This is a genomic window from Streptomyces sp. NPDC002690 (genome assembly GCF_053592415.1).
In genome coordinates this window covers 1-16,620 of the sequence record NZ_JBSFVR010000156.1, presented here as the reverse complement: position 1 = coordinate 16,620, position 16,620 = coordinate 1, and the positions used below count along the sequence as shown (strand labels likewise).

The following is a 16,620-nucleotide window of genomic DNA, read 5'->3' as shown; positions in this document are numbered from 1 at the left end:
CCGCATTATCCACAACCTCACCGAGCGCATCGAACGCCACGTCACTCCCGTCGGCATGGACGTCGAGCTGTACCGAGCCGGCCCCAAGTCCAAGCCGGCACACCCCCCGAGGCCCCCGCCGAAGATGTTCGCTCCCCGGGCCCGCGCGAGCGCAGAACCTGCGGCCGGGGCCGCGCCCGTCCGCAGGCCGGACAATGGATTGGACAAGGTGGGCAGGGACATACGCATCATGGGGCGGCAAAGGGCCGCACCGTACCCGCCCACCAGGGACGACCGGGACAGCCCCCAGGGCCGCACACACGTACAGAGGAGTCTTCCGTGAAGGTCGGAATCGTCGGCGCCACCGGTCAGGTCGGCACAGTCCTGCGCAAGATCCTGGCCGAGCGGGAGTTCCCGGTCACCCAGCTGCGGCTGTTCGCCTCCGCGCGCTCGGCGGGCTCCACCATCGACTTCGAGGGCACCGAGGTCACGGTCGAGGACGCCTCCACCGCCGACTACACGGGCCTGCAGATCGTCATCTTCTCCGCCGGCGGCGCCACCTCCCGTGCGCTGGCCGAGAAGGTCGCCTCCCAGGGCGCCGTCGTGATCGACAACTCCTCCGCCTGGCGCATGGACCCCGAGGTCCCGCTGGTCGTCTCCGAGGTCAACCCGAAGGCCGCGCTGGACCGCCCCAAGGGCATCATCGCCAACCCGAACTGCACCACGATGGCCGCCATGCCCGTGCTGCGCCCCCTGCACGACGAAGCGGGCCTTCAGACCCTCACCGTCGCCACCTACCAGGCGGTCTCCGGCTCCGGTGTCGCCGGCGTCTCGGAGCTGCACGGCCAGGCGTCCAAGGTCGTCGCCGACGCGGACAAGCTGACGCACGACGGCGGGGCGGTGGACTTCCCGGAGCCCGGCGTCTACAAGCGCCCGATCGCCTTCAACGTGGTGCCGCTGGCCGGCTCGATCGTGGACGACGGTTCGTACGAGACCGACGAGGAGCAGAAGCTCCGCAACGAGTCCCGCAAGATCCTCGGCATCCCGGAGCTCAAGGTCTCCGGCACCTGCGTGCGCGTGCCGGTCTTCTCCGGCCACTCGCTCCAGATCAACGCCCGGTTCGCACGTCCGATCAGCGTCGAGCGCGCCTACGAGCTGCTCAAGGACGCCGAGGGCGTCGAGCTCTCCGAGATCCCGACCCCGCTCCAGGCGGCCGGCAAGGACCCCAGTTACGTGGGCCGCATCCGGGTCGACGAGACCGTCGAGCACGGCCTCGCGCTCTTCGTCTCCAACGACAACCTCCGCAAGGGTGCGGCCCTGAACGCGGTGCAGATCGCCGAGTTGGTCGCGGCCGAGCTGAACGGCTGACCCACCCGGCACCACGAGGACACGGCCGAGGGGGCGGCCACCGGTGACCACCGGTGGCCGCCCCCTCGCGCTTGGTTCCGTCGGCTCCGCTCCCCGCGAAAGCCCTTAACGCGGCCACCCCCTGACGTGGAAGGATGACCCGAAACGTCACCATAGAAGGAGATGACCGGGTGCCTGGCACGAATCTGACCCGCGAAGAGGCACAGGAGCGGGCACGTCTGCTGACCGTGGACGCCTACGAGGTCGAGCTCGACCTCTCCGGAGCGCAGGAGGGCGGGTCCTTCCGGTCCGTCACCACGGTGCGCTTCGACTCCGCGGAAGCCGGTGCGGAGACCTTCATCGACCTCATCGCCCCTGCGGTGCACGACGTCGTCCTCAACGGAACCCCGCTGGACGTCGCCGCCGTCTTCCGCGACGCGCGGATCGCGCTGCCGCACCTGCGCGAGGGCGCCAACGAACTGAAGGTCGTCGCCGACTGCGCGTACACCAACACCGGTGAGGGTCTGCACCGCTTCGTCGACCCGGTCGACGAGCAGGCGTACCTGTACACCCAGTTCGAGGTGCCGGACGCACGACGGGTGTTCGCCAGCTTCGAGCAGCCCGACCTGAAGGCCACCTTCGCCTTCACCGTCACGGCCCCCGCGGGCTGGACCGTGATCTCGAACTCCCCGACGCCCGAGCCGGTGGACGACGTCTGGACGTTCGCGCCGACGCCGCGCATCTCGACGTACATCACGGCGCTGATCGCCGGCCCGTACCACTCGGTGCACAGCAGCTACGAGCGCGACGGCCAGTCGGTGCCGCTCGGCATCTACTGCCGCCCCTCGCTCGCCGAACACCTCGACGCGGACCACATCTTCGAGGTCACCCGGCTGGGCTTCGACTGGTTCCAGGAGCAGTTCGACTACGCGTACCCGTTCGCCAAGTACGACCAGCTCTTCGTCCCGGAGTTCAACGCGGGCGCGATGGAGAACGCGGGCGCGGTCACCATCCGCGACCAGTACGTCTTCCGCTCCAAGGTCACCGACGCCGCGTACGAGGGCCGGGCGGAGACCATCCTCCACGAGCTGGCCCACATGTGGTTCGGCGACCTGGTCACCATGGAGTGGTGGAACGACCTCTGGCTGAACGAGTCGTTCGCCACCTACACCTCGATCGCCTGCCTCGCGGACGCCGAGGGCTCCCGCTGGCCGCAGTCGTGGACCACGTTCGCCAACTCCATGAAGACCTGGGCGTACCGGCAGGACCAGCTGCCGTCCACCCACCCGATCATGGCGGACATCAACGACCTGGACGACGTCCTCGTCAACTTCGACGGGATCACGTACGCCAAGGGCGCCTCGGTCCTCAAGCAGCTCGTGGCGTACGTCGGCCGGGACGAGTTCTTCGCGGGCGTGCAGGCGTACTTCAAGGCGCACGCCTTCGGCAACACCCGGCTCACCGACCTGCTGGGCGCGCTGGAGGAGACCTCCGGCCGCGATCTGAAGACCTGGTCGAAGTCCTGGCTGGAAACGGCCGGTATCAACATCCTGCGCCCGTCGATCGAGACGGACGCCGAGGGCCGCATCACCTCCTTCGCCGTGCTCCAGGAGGCCCCGGCGCTCCCGGCCGGCGCCAAGGGCGAGCCGACGCTGCGCCCGCACCGCATCGCGATCGGCTTCTACGACCTCGGCGCCGACGGCAAGCTGGTCCGCGGCGAGCGGATCGAGCTGGACGTGGACGGCGAGCGCACCGAGGTGGAGCTGCCCGAGGGCACGAAGCGTCCGGCCGTCGTCCTGCTCAACGACGACGACCTCAGCTACGCGAAGGTCCGGCTCGACGAGGAGTCGCTGCGGTTCGTCACCGAGCACCTGGGCGACTTCGCCGAGTCGCTGCCGCGTGCGCTGTGCTGGGCCTCGGCCTGGGACATGACCCGCGACGGCGAGCTGGCGACCCGCGACTACCTGGAGCTGGTGCTGGCCGGTATCGGCAAGGAGTCGGACATCGGCGTGGTGCAGTCGCTGCACCGTCAGCTGAAGCTGGCGCTCGACCAGTACGCGGCGCCGGAGTCCCGTGAGGCGCTGCTGACCCGCTGGACGGACGCCACCCTGGCGCACCTGAACGCGGCCGGGGCCGGCAGCGACCACCAGCTCGCCTGGGCCCGCGCCTTCGCGGCGACCGCCCGTACCCCGCAGCAGCTGGACCTGCTCCAGGGGCTGCTGGACGGCACCAAGGCGGTCGAGGGCCTGGCCGTCGACACCGAGCTGCGCTGGGCGTTCGTGCAGCGGCTCGCCGCGACCGGTCTGCTGGACGAGGAGGAGATCGCCGCCGAGTACGAGCGCGACCGGACCGCGGCGGGCGAGCGGCACGCGGCCGAGGCACGCGCCGCGCGTCCCTCCGAGGAGGCCAAGGCGGAGGCCTGGGCGCTGGTCGTGGAGTCCGACAAGCTGCCGAACGCCGTCCAGGAGGCGGTCATCGGCGGTTTCGTGCAGACCGAACAGCGCGAGCTGCTGGCGCCGTACGCGGAGAAGTACTTCGCGGCGGTCAAGGACGTCTGGGAGACCCGCAGCCACGAGATGGCCCAGCAGGTCGCGATCGGCCTCTACCCGGCGATCCAGGTCTCCCGTCAGACGCTGGACGCCACGGACGCCTGGCTCGCCTCCGCCGAGCCGAACGCGGCTCTGCGCCGGCTGATGTCGGAGTCCCGCGCGGGCGTCGAGCGCGCGCTGCGCGCCCAGGCGGCGGACGCCGCCGCCGCGACCGCGTAACGGCGCGGCAGACGAGGGCGCCCTCCCCGGCACGTACGTCCGGGGAGGGCGCCTTCGTGCGGTGCGGGCCGCTCACGGCAGGGCGGCGGGCCCGTGTCCGGACATGCGTGTGCGCCGCGCGGTATCCCGTACCGGCGGCGCACACGGCTTGAGCGTGTGAGGGTGTTACGCCTTCTTCTTGGACTTGTCGAGCACCACGACCAGGCCCGCGATCACCACGAACAGGGCGAGGGGCGCGAGGACGTACAGGCTGATGGTCTCGATGACCGACAGGCCGGTACCCGGGTCGTCGCCGTCGTCGCGCGTGAAGGCGAGAGCGGGGGACGACATGAGCAGCATCATCAGCGTCGTACCGGCCGCAACGGCGCCGGCGCGCATAGCGTTCTTCTTGTCCACGGTGCAAACGTAGCGAACGCCTAAGGACGCCGCGCGCCCGGGGGTGCCGTACGTGGGGTCCGGGGGGTCAGTCCGTCCATCAGCCGGTGCAGTCGGGGCGAGCCGGTGATCTGCTCCAGCGTCAGGGGACGCCCCTCCCCGTCGGCGATCGGCAGGCGCCAGTTGGGGTACTGGTCCCACGTCCCGGGGAGGTTTTGCGGGCGCCGGTCGCCCACGGTGTCCGGGAGCCAGATGCCGGTCAGCCGGGCGGGGGTGCTCAGCAGGAAGCGGTGTACCGCGCGTACGGCGGCCTCCTCGTCGCCCTCCCCCTCGGGCAGCAGCCGCAGCCGTGCCAGGCAGCCGAGCCATTCGGCGGTGTCGGCGGCGTCCTCGGCGAGCTCCTCCTCCAGGCCGCGGGTGAGCAGGCCGAGTTCGTGGCGGAGCGTCACGTGGTCGCCGGAGAGGCGGGCGGCGGTGGACGGCAGGTCGTGGGTGGTGGCGGTGGCCATGCAGTCCCGGCGCCAGTGCTCCGGGGCCAGCGGGCGGCCCGTGCCCTCCCAATCGCGTTCGAACCAGAGGACGGACGTGCCGAGGACACCGCGCCGGGCGAGTGCCTCGCGCACGCCCGGCTCGACCGTGCCGAGGTCCTCGCCGAGGACGACGGCACCGGCGCGGTGGGCCTCCAGGACGAGGACGGCGAGCATCGCCTCGCCGTCCTGGCTGACGTAGGTGCCCTCGGTGGGGGGCCGGCCCTCGGGGACCCACCAGAGCCGGAAGAGGCCCATGACGTGGTCGACGCGGAGCGCCCCGGCGTGCGCGAGCAGTCCGCGCAGCAGGTCCCGGAAGGGGGCGTAGCCACGGGCCGCGAGGGCGTCGGGCCGCCAGGGCGGCAGCCCCCAGTCCTGGCCGCGCGCGTTGAAGGCGTCCGGGGGCGCGCCGACGGACATGCGGCGCGCGTAGTCGTCCTGCCCCGCCCAGGTGTCGGCGCCGGCCGGGTGCACGCCGACCGCGAGGTCGTGGATGACGCCGACCTCCATCCCGGCGTCCTGGGCGGCCCGCTGGGCCTCTGCCAGCTGGGTGTCGGTCAGCCAGGCGAGCCGGCTGTGGAAGTCCACCCGGTCGAGGAGCCCGGTACGGGCGCGGGCGGTCTCCCGGGAGCGGGGGTCGCGCAGCGGCTCGGGCCAGGCGTGCCAATCGGGGCCGTGCACCTCGGCGAGCGCGCACCAGAGCGCGTGGTCCTCCAGGGCCTGGCCCCGGGCGGAGAGGAAGTCGCAGTACGCGGCCCGGCGGCCGGGGGTCAGCGGCACTTGGTGGATGAGCTCCAGCGCCTGCCGTTTCAGCTCCCAGACGGCGTCCCGGTCGATCAGTGCGCCCTTGTTGAGCACCGCTTCGGAGAGCGCGGCGGCGTCCTGGCGGAGGTCGTCCAGCACCGCCCGCGCGCGGACCTGGCCGTACTCGGGGATCGACTCGACGTGCAGGTGGACGGGGTCGGGGAAGAGCCGCGAGGAGGGGCGGTACGGCGACGGGTCGGTGGGCCGCCCGGGAACCGCCGCGTGCAGCGGGTTGATCTGGACAAACCCGGCGCCGAGGGTGCGTCCGGCCCAGGAGGCGAGGTCGGCCAGGTCGCCGAGGTCGCCCATGCCCCAGGACCGCCCGGAGAGCAGGGAGTAGAGCTGTACGAGGAAGCCCTGGGCGCGGGCGGCGGGCTGGGGCGCGCGGGCGGGCGCGACGACGAGGGTCGCGGTGCCCTGCCGGTGGTCGAGGGTGCGCGCGGTCACCCGGTGCACGCCGAAGGGCAGATCGGGCCACCAGAGGGGGACGGCGGACGGCGGGGGCGTGTCGGGGACGTCCGCCTGCGCGCCCGTGACCCGCAGCCGGACCGGCTCGGGCCGCCCGGCACCCGGCTCGGCCTCCGGGGCGACCGTCAGGGTCGTGCCGATGGGCAGCGCGGCGAGTGCGGGCGGCAGCGGCTCGCCCGCCCAGACCACCACGGTCGGCGGGAGCAGCCGGCTGCCCGCCCTCGATTCGGCGGCGGCGAGCGACCTCCGTACGTCCTCCGGGGTGCCGGCGGCCACCCCCAGTGCGGCGAGCACGGCCGTGACCGTGTCGTCGGGGACGGACACCGTGACACCCGCGGACGGGGAGTAGGAAGTGGCGACGCCGTGCAGGGCGGCGAGCCGGGACAGGCCCATTCAGACTCCTGGAGACTCCATGGCCCCCGCGACACCGGGGGCGGTCGGTTCGCTGGTGAGCGGAGCGACGACGGCGAGCGGCGGCTCGCTCGTCAGGGGGGTGGCGTCGGCGAGCGGCGGCTCGCTGGTGAGGGGGGCGGCGCCGGTGGCGAGGGGTACGTCGAGCGCGGGAACGACAACGGTGCGGTCGGTGTGGTCGGTGCGCGGCGGTCCACCGACGGGGCGGGGGACGGCGGCGGGCGGGAGGGGCGGCTCGCTGGTCAGCGGCTCCGGGTCGCGGACCTGTTTGGAGAGGGCGGAGAGCGGGAGCTGCGCGGCTGCGGGCAAGGCGGGCCTCCTGGCCGTGGGAGCAGGACGGTAGAGAGACCTACCCAGCCCTCGGGTGCGCAGACGTGAGCGTGACATAGGTCCGATGCCAACGTCCTCAACGTGCCGTAGGTCACATTCCGTTCCCCCGGACGGCAGATATGGGCCATTTTCAGCCACCGTGCCGCCCGTCCGCGGGAGCGTCCGGCACACTCCCGCCCGAGCTGTTCAGGCGGTGACGCCGTCGATCCGGGCCATCGCGTCGTCCGCGCCGAACGGCTGGAGGTAGGGCAGCCAGCGCGGGTCCCGGTGGCCGGTGCCGATGATCCGCCACGCCAGTCCGGTGGGTGGTGCGGGCTGGTGACGCAGGCGCCAGCCCAGTTCCGGGAGGTGCCGGTCGGCCTTGACGTGGTTGCAGTGGCGGCAGGCTGCCACCACGTTGTCCCACGCGTGCAGACCGCCCCGGCTGCGCGGGACGACGTGGTCGACGCTGGTGGCGGCGGCACCGCAGTACACGCAGCGACCTCCGTCCCGGGCGAAGAGCGCGCGGCGGGTGAGCGGGACGGGCCCCCGGTAGGGGACCCGGACGAAGCGCTTGAGGCGGACCACGCTGGGCGCCGGCACGGCGGTGGTGGGGCTGCGCAGGAGGGCGCCGGACTCTTCGAGGCAGACGGCCTTGTTTTCGAGGACGAGGACGAGCGCGCGGTGGAGCGGTACGACGCCGAGCGGCTCGTACGACGCGTTGAGAACCAGGACGTGCGGCACGGTGGATGCCTCCTTGTACGCCGGCGGCGCGTGGCTCGCGCCGGGACGATCCGCTCTCAGTCTCTCCTCATGCCTGGTCCGGGCGCCACCACGTGCGAGTAATGGGCCGGACCGATTCCGCCCGGACGGCCGCACGGCCAACGCCCGGTCGCCGCCGGGGCCGGCGGGCCGGGCGGGCGGAGGGGCCGGCGGGCCGGGCGGGCGGAGGGACCGACGGCCCGGTCGGCGCGCCGGAACCGACCGGGCGGCAGCCGGTCGGTTCCGCGAAGAAACGCGGCACAAAGGTGTGATTTCCGGATGAGACGCGTCTCTCGGTGGGCTGCGGACATCATCCGGGCCGCGCCCGTCGTTAACCTGGTTGATCCGCTGTCGCCCGTGCTGGAGGTCCCACCGTGTCCCCGTCCGTTCTGCTGGCCGCCACTCCGTCGACGGGGTCGGGAGGCTCGCTCGACGAGGCCGCCCGGCAGGCCGGCGACGCCGCGGGCTGGGTCGAGCAGAACTGGTCCACCTGGCTGAACACCGGCCTGCGCATCATCCTGATCGCCGCCGTGGCGATCGTGCTGCGCTACGTGATCCGCCGCGCCCTCACCAATCTGATCGAGCGGATGAACCGCAGCGCCCAGGCCGTGGAGGGCACCGCCCTCGGCGGGCTGCTGGTCAACGCCGAGCGGCGCCGCCAGCGCTCCGAGGCGATCGGTTCCGTGCTCCGGTCGGTGAGCTCCTTCCTGATCCTGGGCACGGCGGCGCTGATGATCCTGGGCGCCTTCGAGATCAACCTGGCGCCCCTGCTGGCCTCCGCGGGTGTCGCCGGTGTGGCGCTCGGTTTCGGCGCGCGCAACCTCGTCACCGACTTCCTCTCCGGGGTCTTCATGATCCTGGAGGACCAGTACGGCGTCGGGGACACGGTCGACGCCGGGGTCGCCTCCGGGGAGGTCATCGAGGTGGGGCTGCGGGTCACCAAGCTGCGCGGCGACAACGGCGAGATCTGGTACGTCCGCAACGGCGAGGTGAAGCGGATCGGCAACCTCAGCCAGGGCTGGTCCACCGCCGGTGTCGACGTGACGGTCCGGCCGACCGAGGACCTGGACCGGGTCCGCGCGGCCATCACCGCCGCGTCCGAGGTCATGGCGAAGGAGGAGCCGTGGAGCGAGCGGCTCTGGGGCCCGGTGGAGATCCTCGGCCTGGACGCCGTGCTGCTGGACTCGATGACCGTACGGGTCACCGCGAAGACCATGCCGGGCAAGGCGCTGACCGTGGAGCGCGAGCTGCGCTGGCGCATCAAGCGGTCGCTGGACGAGGCGGGCATCCGCATGATCGGTGCCGTGCCCGCACAGCCGGAGGGCGAGTCGAAGGCCGACCCGACGGCGGCGATGGCCGCCCCGTCCGCGTACGCCTCGGCCACCTCGCCGCAGTCGCTCGCCGCGACGCCGCTCGCCCCGCCGAGCATCAGCAAGTAGCACGACCAGTACTCCGGAGGGCCTCCGCGCGACGGCGCGGAGGCCCTCCGTCTGTTTCGGGGCGGGCTCCCCCGCACCCCTCCAGGTAACGCTTTCGTTGCCCGGCCGTTCCCGTGACCGTCCCCCCATTGACGCCCCGGGCAGGGGCGCCTACCTTCCTCTCACCGGATAGGAAACTTTCCTAACAGAGAGCGGACCCCCCTCCATGGCAGGAACCACACCGGGCACCGGCGTCCCCGGCACCCCCCGACTGCTGCGCGCCATGAACGACCGCGCCGCGCTCGATCTGCTGCTGGAGCACGGGCCGCTCTCCCGTACCCGGATCGGCAAGCTCACCGGTCTCTCCAAGCCGACCGCCTCGCAGCTGCTGGCCCGCCTGGAAGCGGCCGGGCTGGTGCGGATCACCGGCACCACCGAAGGCCGCCCGGGGCCGAACGCGCAGCTGTACGCCGTGAATCCGGCGGCCGCGTACGTGGCCGGGCTCGACGTGAACGCCCAGCGCATCGTCGCCGCGGTCGCCGACATCACCGGCGCGACGGCCGGCGAGTTCGAGCTCCGCACCCCCGGCCGGGGCGCGGAGAGCGCGGTCGACCAGGTCGTCCGGGCGCTGGACGGTGCGGTGGAGCAGGCCGGACTGGACCGGTCGGTGATCCACCGGGTCGTGATCGGCACCCCGGGCGCCTTCGATCCGGGCACCGGCCGGCTGCGCTACGCCTCGCACCTGCCGGGCTGGCACTCCCCCACCCTGCTCGACGAGCTGGCGGCGGCGCTGCCGATGCCGGTGGAGTACGAGAACGACGTGAACCTGGTCGCGGTCGCCGAGCAGCGGCGCGGGGCGGCCCGGGGCCACGACGACTTCGTCCTGCTCTGGAACGAGGAGGGGCTCGGCGGCGCCCTCGTCATCAACGGCCGGCTGCACCGCGGCTTCACCGGCGGCGCCGGGGAGGTCGGGTTCCTGCCGGTGCCGGGTACCCCGCTCGTACGCCAGGTCGTCAAGGCCAACGCCGGCGGCTTCCAGGAGCTGGCGGGCGCGCAGGCGATCCCCCGGCTCGCCGCGTCGCTCGGCATCGACACCCCGCAGCAGCCCTACCCGGAGGTGGCCGCCGCCCTGCTGACCCGTGCCGCCGCCGCGTACGGCGAGGACGAGCGGCTGACCGAGCTGCTGCGGAGCTACGCGCAGCGGCTCGCCACCGGGCTCGCCTCCCTGACGGCCGTGCTCGACCCCGGGCTGATCGTGCTGGCCGGCGGGCTGATCTCGGCCGGCGGCGAACGGCTGCGCGCGCTGATCCAGTCCGAACTCGCCGAGCTGGCGGCCTCCCGGCCCCCGCTCGTCCTCGCCGAAACCGTCCGTCTGCCGGTCCTGCGTGGCGCCCTGGAACGGGCCCTCGCGGACACCCGCGACGAGGTGTTCGACACCTCCCGCCCCTGACCTCCCGATCGCACCCCCGTCCCTCTGTTGCCTCTCCTTCACCCCGTCCAAGGAGCTTCGCCATGCGCAGAAACAGCCTCACCACCGCAGCCGTCGCGGTCGCCGCGATATCCGTCCTCGCCACCGCGTGTACCGGCCAGTCGCAGAGCGGCGCCTCGGACGACCCGAACGCGAAGACCACCATCAACTTCTGGCACGGCTGGAGCGCCCCGTCCGAGGTCAAGGCGGTCCAGGACAACGTCGACCGGTTCGAGAAGGCCCACCCGAACATCAAGGTGAACGTCGTCGGCAACATCAACGACGACAAGCTCAACCAGGCCCTGCGCGCCGGGGGTTCGAACGGCCCGGACGTCGTCTCCTCGTTCACCACCTCGAACGTCGGCAAGTTCTGCTCGTCCGGGGCGTTCGCGGACCTGACGCCGTTCATCGAGAAGTCGAAGCTGGACCTGGAGAAGACCTTCCCGAAGGTGCTCCTGGACTACACGCAGTTCGAGGGCAAGCGCTGCTCACTGCCGCTGCTCGCCGACGCGTACGGGCTCTACTACAACAAGGACGCGTTCGAGAAGGCCGGCATCGCCGCACCGCCGAAGACCCTCTCCGAGTTCGCCGCCGACGCCAAGAAGCTCACCGTCACCAAGGGCGACAGCTACCAGCAGCTCGGCTTCATGCCGACCTTCCACGGCTACGAGTCGGTCGCCGACCACTACCTGGGCTCCTGGGACCACACGTACTTCGACAAGGACGGCAAGTCGAACATCGCGAAGGACCCGGCCTTCGCCGAGATGTTCACTTACCAGAAGAAGCTGGTCGAGGACCTCGGCGGCTACGACAAGCTGGAGAAGTACCGCGGGTCCTTCGGTGACGAGTGGGGCGCGAAGCACCCGTTCCAGACCGGCCAGGTCGCCATGCAGATGGACGGCGAGTGGCGGCTCGGGATGGCCGAGGAGGCGGGGGCGGACTTCGAGATCGGGGTCGCTCCGATGCCCGTCGCCGACGACGAGGCCGACACCTACGGCAAGGGCTTCCTCTCCGGCACGATCATGGGAATCGCGCCCGCCAGCAAGAAGCAGAACGCCGCGTGGGAGCTGGTCAAGTTCATGACCAGCGACACGCAGGCGGTGGTCGACTTCGCCAACGGCATCAAGAACGTGCCCTCCACCTTCGCAGCGCTGAACTCGCCCGACCTGAAGTTCGACCCGCGCTTCAAGACCTTCCTGGACATCGCGCAGAACCCGCACTCCAACACCCCGGACGGGGCCGTCAACGGCTCGACGTACCAGCAGACCCTCCAGGACTTCGGCTACCAGTACGAGAAGGGCGCGGTGAAGGACCTCCAGGCCGGTCTGGAGAAGACCGCCGCGCAGATCGACACCGACATCGCCAAGGCCAAGTAGCCAGCGATGACCACCTACACACTCCGCTCCAAGCGCCGCAGGTCGGCCCTGCGCACGGTGGCGTTCCTGTCGCCCTGGCTGATCGGCTTCTGCTTCTTCTTCGCGTACCCGATGGTCTCGACCGTCTACTTCTCCTTCACGAAGTACGACGGGTTCGGGGCGCCGGTCTTCAACGGGCTGTCGAACTGGAGTTACGTCTTCACCGACTACCCCATGTTCTGGCCGTCCCTGCGGAACACCCTCTGGCTGGTGATCGTCATGGTCACCTGCCGGGTGGTGTTCGGTCTCGGCGTCGGGCTGCTGATCACCCGGATCAAGACCGCCACCGGGCTCTTCCGCACCCTCTTCTACCTGCCCTACCTCGCGCCCCCGGTGGCCGCGACCCTCGCCTTCGTCTTCCTGCTCAACCCGGGGACAGGGCCGGTCAACTCGATCCTGGGCGACCTCGGGCTGCCGACGCCCGGCTGGTTCAACGACGCGACCTGGTCCAAGCCGGCGCTGACGATGCTCGCGGTCTGGGGCATCGGCGACCTGATGGTGATCTTCATGGCCGCGCTGCTGGACGTGCCCGCCGAGCAGTACGAGGCGGCCGAGCTGGACGGTGCCTCCGCCTGGCAGCGGTTCCGCTTCGTGACCCTGCCGAACATCTCGCCCATCGTGATGTTCGCCGTGGTCACCGGGGTCATCCAGGCGATGCAGTACTACACGCAGCCGCTGGTGGCGGGGAAGGTGGCCTCCGGCATCATCGGCGGCTCCGGGCAGTCCTTCGAGCCCGGCTATCCCGACAAGTCGACCCTGACGCTCCCCCAGCTCGTCTACAACCTCGGCTTCCAGCGCTTCGACTACGGCTCCGCCTGCGTCGTCGCCCTGGTCCTGTTCGCCCTGGCCATGGCCTTCACCGCGCTGCTGATGCGGGGCCGCAACAACCTCGTCCAGGCCGGTGACTGACTCATGACCCAGCTGCTCGACACGCCCGGCACCACGACCGGGACCGCCCGAACCTCCCGTACGGCCGCCGAACGGACCGCCCGCCGCAAGGCGCTGCTGCGGTGGATCGCGGTGCACTCGCTCGGCGTCGCCGCCGCGCTCTTCTTCGTCCTCCCACTGGTCTTCGTGGCTCTGACCTCGCTCATGAGCGACCAGCAGGCGCTGACCCGCGACCTCACCCCCGACACCTGGGAGTGGGAGAACTACCGGCGGGTCTTCGACACCCCCGGCTTCCTCACCTGGTGGCGCAACACCCTGCTCTACGCCGGAGCCGGCACCGTGCTGACCGTGGTGTCCTCGGTGCCCGTCGCCTACGCGCTCGCGAAGTTCCGCTTCAAGGGCCGCAAGCTGTCGCTGATGCTGGTCGTCTCGATGATGATGCTGCCGCCGCAGGTCGTGATCATCCCGATGTACCTGTTCTGGGCCAAGCAGATGGACCTCTCCGGGACGCTCTGGCCGCTGATCATCCCGATGGCCTTCGGTGACGCCTTCTCCATCTTCCTGCTGCGCCAGTTCCTGCTGACCATCCCGGACGAGTACCTGGACGCGGCGCGGATCGACGGCTGCGGCGAACTGCGCACCCTGCTGCGGGTGGTGCTGCCGATGGCGAAGCCGGGCATCGCCGCCATCGCGCTGTTCCAGTTCTTCGCCGCCTGGAACGACTACTTCGGGCCGCAGATCTACGCTTCCGAGAACCCGGCCGCCTGGACGCTCAGTTACGGACTGGAGTCCTTCAAGGGCGCGCACCACACCGACTGGAACCTGACCATGGCCGCGACCGTTCTGGTCATGGCCCCCGTGATCGCCGTCTTCTTCTTCGCGCAGAAGGCATTCGTCGAAGGCGTCACACTGACCGGAGTGAAGGGCTGAAATGAAGCTCGCAGTAGTGGGTGGCGGGTCCACCTACACCCCCGAACTGATCGACGGGTTCGCCCGTCTGCGGGACACCCTGCCGATCGAGGAGCTCGTGCTCGTCGACCCGGCGGCCGACCGCCTCGACCTCGTGGGCGGCCTCGCCCGGCGGATCTTCGCCAAGCAGGGCCACCCCGGCACCATCACCACCACCTCCGACCTGGACGCCGGGGTGGAGGGCGCCGACGCGGTCCTGCTCCAGCTGCGGGTGGGCGGACAGGCCGCGCGCAACCAGGACGAGACCTGGCCGCTGGAGTGCGGCTGCGTCGGCCAGGAGACCACCGGCGCCGGCGGCCTCGCCAAGGCGCTGCGCACCGTGCCGGTCGTGCTGGACATCGCCGAGCGGGTCCGCCGCACCAACCCGGACGCCTGGATCATCGACTTCACCAACCCGGTGGGCATCGTCACCCGGGCGCTGCTCCAGGCCGGCCACAAGGCCGTCGGCCTCTGCAACGTGGCGATCGGCTTCCAGCGGAAGTTCGCCCGGCTGCTGGACGTCTCCCCCGCCGAGGTGCACCTCGACCACGTCGGGCTGAACCACCTCTCCTGGGAGCTGGGCGTCCGCCTCGGCGGCCCGGACGGCGAGAACGTGCTGCCGCGGCTGCTGGCCGAGCACGGCGAAGCCATCGCCGCCGACCTGCACATGCCACGCGCGATCGTGGACCGGCTCGGCGTGGTCCCGTCGTACTACCTGCGGTACTTCTACTCCCACGACGAGGTCGTCCGGGAGCTCGGCACCAAGCCGTCCCGGGCCGCCGAGGTCGCCGCGATGGAGAAGGAACTCCTCGCGATGTACGGCGATCCGAAGCTGGACGAGAAGCCGGAACTGCTCGCCAAGCGCGGCGGCGCCTTCTACTCCGAGGCGGCCGTCGACCTGGCCTCCTCCCTGCTCGGCGGGGGCGCCCCCACCGTGCAGGTGGTCAACACCCGGAACAACGGCACTCTGCCGTTCCTCCCCGACGACGCGGTGATCGAGACGCAGGCCCGCGTCGACGGCTCGGGTGCCGTACCGCTCGCGGTGCCGGCCCTGGACCCGCTGTACGCCGGGCTGATCGCCCAGGTCACCGCGTACGAGGACCTGGCGCTGAAGGCGGCCCTGCACGGCGGCCGGGACCGCGTCTTCAAGGCGCTGCTCGCGCATCCCCTGGTCGGACAGTACGAGCTGGCCGAGGGCCTCACGGACCGGCTGATCGCGCACAACCGGGAGCACCTCGCGTGGGCGTGAACGCTTCGGTCCTCGCCATCGACGCGGGCAACAGCAAAACCGACGTGGCACTGATCGGCGAGGACGGCACGGTCCTGGGCACGGCCCGGGGCGGCGGCTTCCAGCCGCCCGTCGTGGGGATTCCCGCCGCGCTGGACGTGCTCGCCGCCGCCGTGGCGGGGGCGTTCGCCTCGGCCGGCGAGCCGGTGTCGCCCGTCGCGCACGTGTCGGCCTGCCTCGCCAACGCCGACCTCCCGGTGGAGGAGGAGGAGTTGACGGCCGCGCTGCTCGACCGCGGCTGGGGCCACTCCGTCGAGGTGCGCAACGACACCTTCGCCATCCTGCGCGCCGGGGTGGACGAGCCCCGGGGCGTCGCCGTGGTCTGCGGCGCCGGGATCAACTGCGTCGGCATGCTCCCGGACGGCCGCACCGCGCGCTTCCCCGCGATCGGCCGGATATCCGGCGACTGGGGAGGCGGCTCGGGGCTCGCCGAGGAGGCGCTCTGGTTCGCCGCCCGCGCCGAGGACGGCCGGGGCGAGCCGACCGAGCTGGCCCGGGCGCTCCCGGCGCACTTCGGGCTCGGTTCGATGTACGAGCTGATCGAGGCGCTGCACCGGGAGCACATCCCCTACGAGCGCCGGCACGAACTGACCCCGGTGCTCTTCGCGACGGGCGCGGCCGGTGACCCGGTGGCGCGCGCGGTGGTGGACCGGCTCGCGGACGAGGTCGTCGCGATGGCCTCGGTGGCGCTGGACCGGCTGGGGCTTCTGGAAAGCCACGTTCCGGTGGTTCTCGGCGGCAGCGTGCTGGCCGCGCGCCACCCGGACCTGGACGGCAGGATCGCCTCGCTCCTCGCGGCCCGCGCACCCCGGGCCCGCATCAGCGTGGTGGCCCAACCACCCGTGCTGGGGGCCGCGTTGCTCGGCCTGGACCACACGGGGGCGGCGCCCGAGGCGCACGCCAGGCTGCGCGCGCGGTACGCCTGAGGGCACTTGGGGCCGCCGGGCGCGGCGGCCCCCGGAACCCGCCGCCGGGCGCCGGCCCGTCAACTCCCGTACGACGGCGTGCGGGACGCCCCCGCGTACGGGAACCGATCAGTTGTCCCGATCGTGTTCACACCGGGGGGATTCGGTCCGGTTCAGGGCGGTCGCGGGTCGGGGATGCCGGGTTGCCGGCGCCACGGCCCGCCGCGCTCACGATCGGCACGGCCCCTCCGCCGGGACGGGAGGACGCGGAGAACGGTGCGAGATCCAGGTATTCCTGGTGGACGCCGTTCCCTGCGGCCATACTTCAGGCCGGGCGCCACTCCTCCGATCGGCCGGGGGCGACGGCGCCGTCAGTGACCGAGGGGGAAGCGAGTGACACAGCCGCCGATCGGGGGCCCGCCGCGGACGCGCGGAGCGGCGCAGGTGTCCGGTGTGCCCGCGCAGCGCGAAGCGGCCTGATTCCAGGGAAAAGATTCCGGCTACCGGACGACGACGACCTTCACCGCGACCGTGGCGAAC

General features: G+C 71.8%; 13 protein-coding genes. 9 read left to right on the top strand and 4 right to left on the bottom strand.

Translation table 11 applies throughout. The features are described from left to right. Positions 1-318: 318 nt before the first annotated feature. Together ACWD3D_RS20135 and pepN are read left to right on the top strand one after the other, a co-directional pair. Positions 319-1,347, top strand: coding sequence for an aspartate-semialdehyde dehydrogenase (locus ACWD3D_RS20135; protein ID WP_451462199.1), 1,029 nt, complete (start codon positions 319-321; stop codon positions 1,345-1,347). Between the two features lie 170 nt (positions 1,348-1,517). Next, the gene (gene pepN, locus ACWD3D_RS20130; protein WP_451462198.1) at positions 1,518-4,094 is read left to right on the top strand and encodes an aminopeptidase N; all 2,577 of its coding nucleotides are present in this window, start codon (positions 1,518-1,520) and stop codon (positions 4,092-4,094) included. Positions 4,095-4,259: 165 nt separating this feature from the next. Here the strand turns inward: pepN and ACWD3D_RS20125 are convergent, their stop codons facing one another. The 4 genes from ACWD3D_RS20125 to ACWD3D_RS20110 form a co-directional block, all read right to left on the bottom strand. Beyond that, entirely contained in the window at positions 4,260-4,490 is a 231-nt protein-coding gene (locus tag ACWD3D_RS20125) for a hypothetical protein (RefSeq protein ID WP_451462197.1), read from the bottom strand. 20 nt (positions 4,491-4,510) lie between these two features. Beyond that, positions 4,511-6,661 (bottom strand): 4-alpha-glucanotransferase, encoded by a 2,151-nt coding sequence (gene malQ, locus ACWD3D_RS20120; protein ID WP_451462196.1) that lies wholly within the window; start codon positions 6,659-6,661, stop codon positions 4,511-4,513. Next, positions 6,662-6,988: a hypothetical protein gene (locus ACWD3D_RS20115; RefSeq protein WP_451462195.1), complete on the bottom strand. Its 327-nt coding sequence runs from the start codon at positions 6,986-6,988 to the stop codon at positions 6,662-6,664. Positions 6,989-7,195: 207 nt separating this feature from the next. Continuing rightward, positions 7,196-7,732: an HNH endonuclease gene (locus tag ACWD3D_RS20110; RefSeq protein WP_451462194.1), complete on the bottom strand. Its 537-nt coding sequence runs from the start codon at positions 7,730-7,732 to the stop codon at positions 7,196-7,198. 392 nt (positions 7,733-8,124) lie between these two features. Here ACWD3D_RS20110 and ACWD3D_RS20105 point away from each other — a divergent pair, with 392 nt between their 5' ends. The 7 genes from ACWD3D_RS20105 (at position 8,125) to ACWD3D_RS20075 (ending at position 16,101) form a co-directional block, all read left to right on the top strand. Then, entirely contained in the window at positions 8,125-9,189 is a 1,065-nt protein-coding gene (locus ACWD3D_RS20105; protein ID WP_451462193.1) for a mechanosensitive ion channel family protein, read from the top strand. Positions 9,190-9,394: 205 nt separating this feature from the next. Next, positions 9,395-10,618: an ROK family transcriptional regulator gene (locus ACWD3D_RS20100; protein ID WP_451462192.1), complete on the top strand. Its 1,224-nt coding sequence runs from the start codon at positions 9,395-9,397 to the stop codon at positions 10,616-10,618. A 62-nt stretch (positions 10,619-10,680) separates the two neighbouring features. Continuing rightward, positions 10,681-12,012, top strand: a complete 1,332-nt coding sequence (locus ACWD3D_RS20095; RefSeq protein ID WP_387372875.1) for an ABC transporter substrate-binding protein — start codon at positions 10,681-10,683, stop codon at positions 12,010-12,012. Positions 12,013-12,018: 6 nt separating this feature from the next. Continuing rightward, the gene (locus ACWD3D_RS20090; protein WP_451462191.1) at positions 12,019-12,960 is read left to right on the top strand and encodes a carbohydrate ABC transporter permease; all 942 of its coding nucleotides are present in this window, start codon (positions 12,019-12,021) and stop codon (positions 12,958-12,960) included. Positions 12,961-12,963: 3 nt separating this feature from the next. Then, positions 12,964-13,869, top strand: coding sequence for a carbohydrate ABC transporter permease (locus tag ACWD3D_RS20085; RefSeq protein ID WP_451462190.1), 906 nt, complete (start codon positions 12,964-12,966; stop codon positions 13,867-13,869). A 1-nt stretch (position 13,870) separates the two neighbouring features. Then, positions 13,871-15,136: a 6-phospho-beta-glucosidase gene (locus ACWD3D_RS20080; protein ID WP_451462189.1), complete on the top strand. Its 1,266-nt coding sequence runs from the start codon at positions 13,871-13,873 to the stop codon at positions 15,134-15,136. Beyond that, complete coding sequence (locus tag ACWD3D_RS20075) at positions 15,127-16,101, top strand: N-acetylglucosamine kinase (RefSeq protein WP_451462188.1); 975 nt, start codon at positions 15,127-15,129, stop codon at positions 16,099-16,101. Before ACWD3D_RS20080 ends, ACWD3D_RS20075 begins: the two co-directional genes overlap by 10 nt. Positions 16,102-16,620 lie beyond the last annotated feature (519 nt).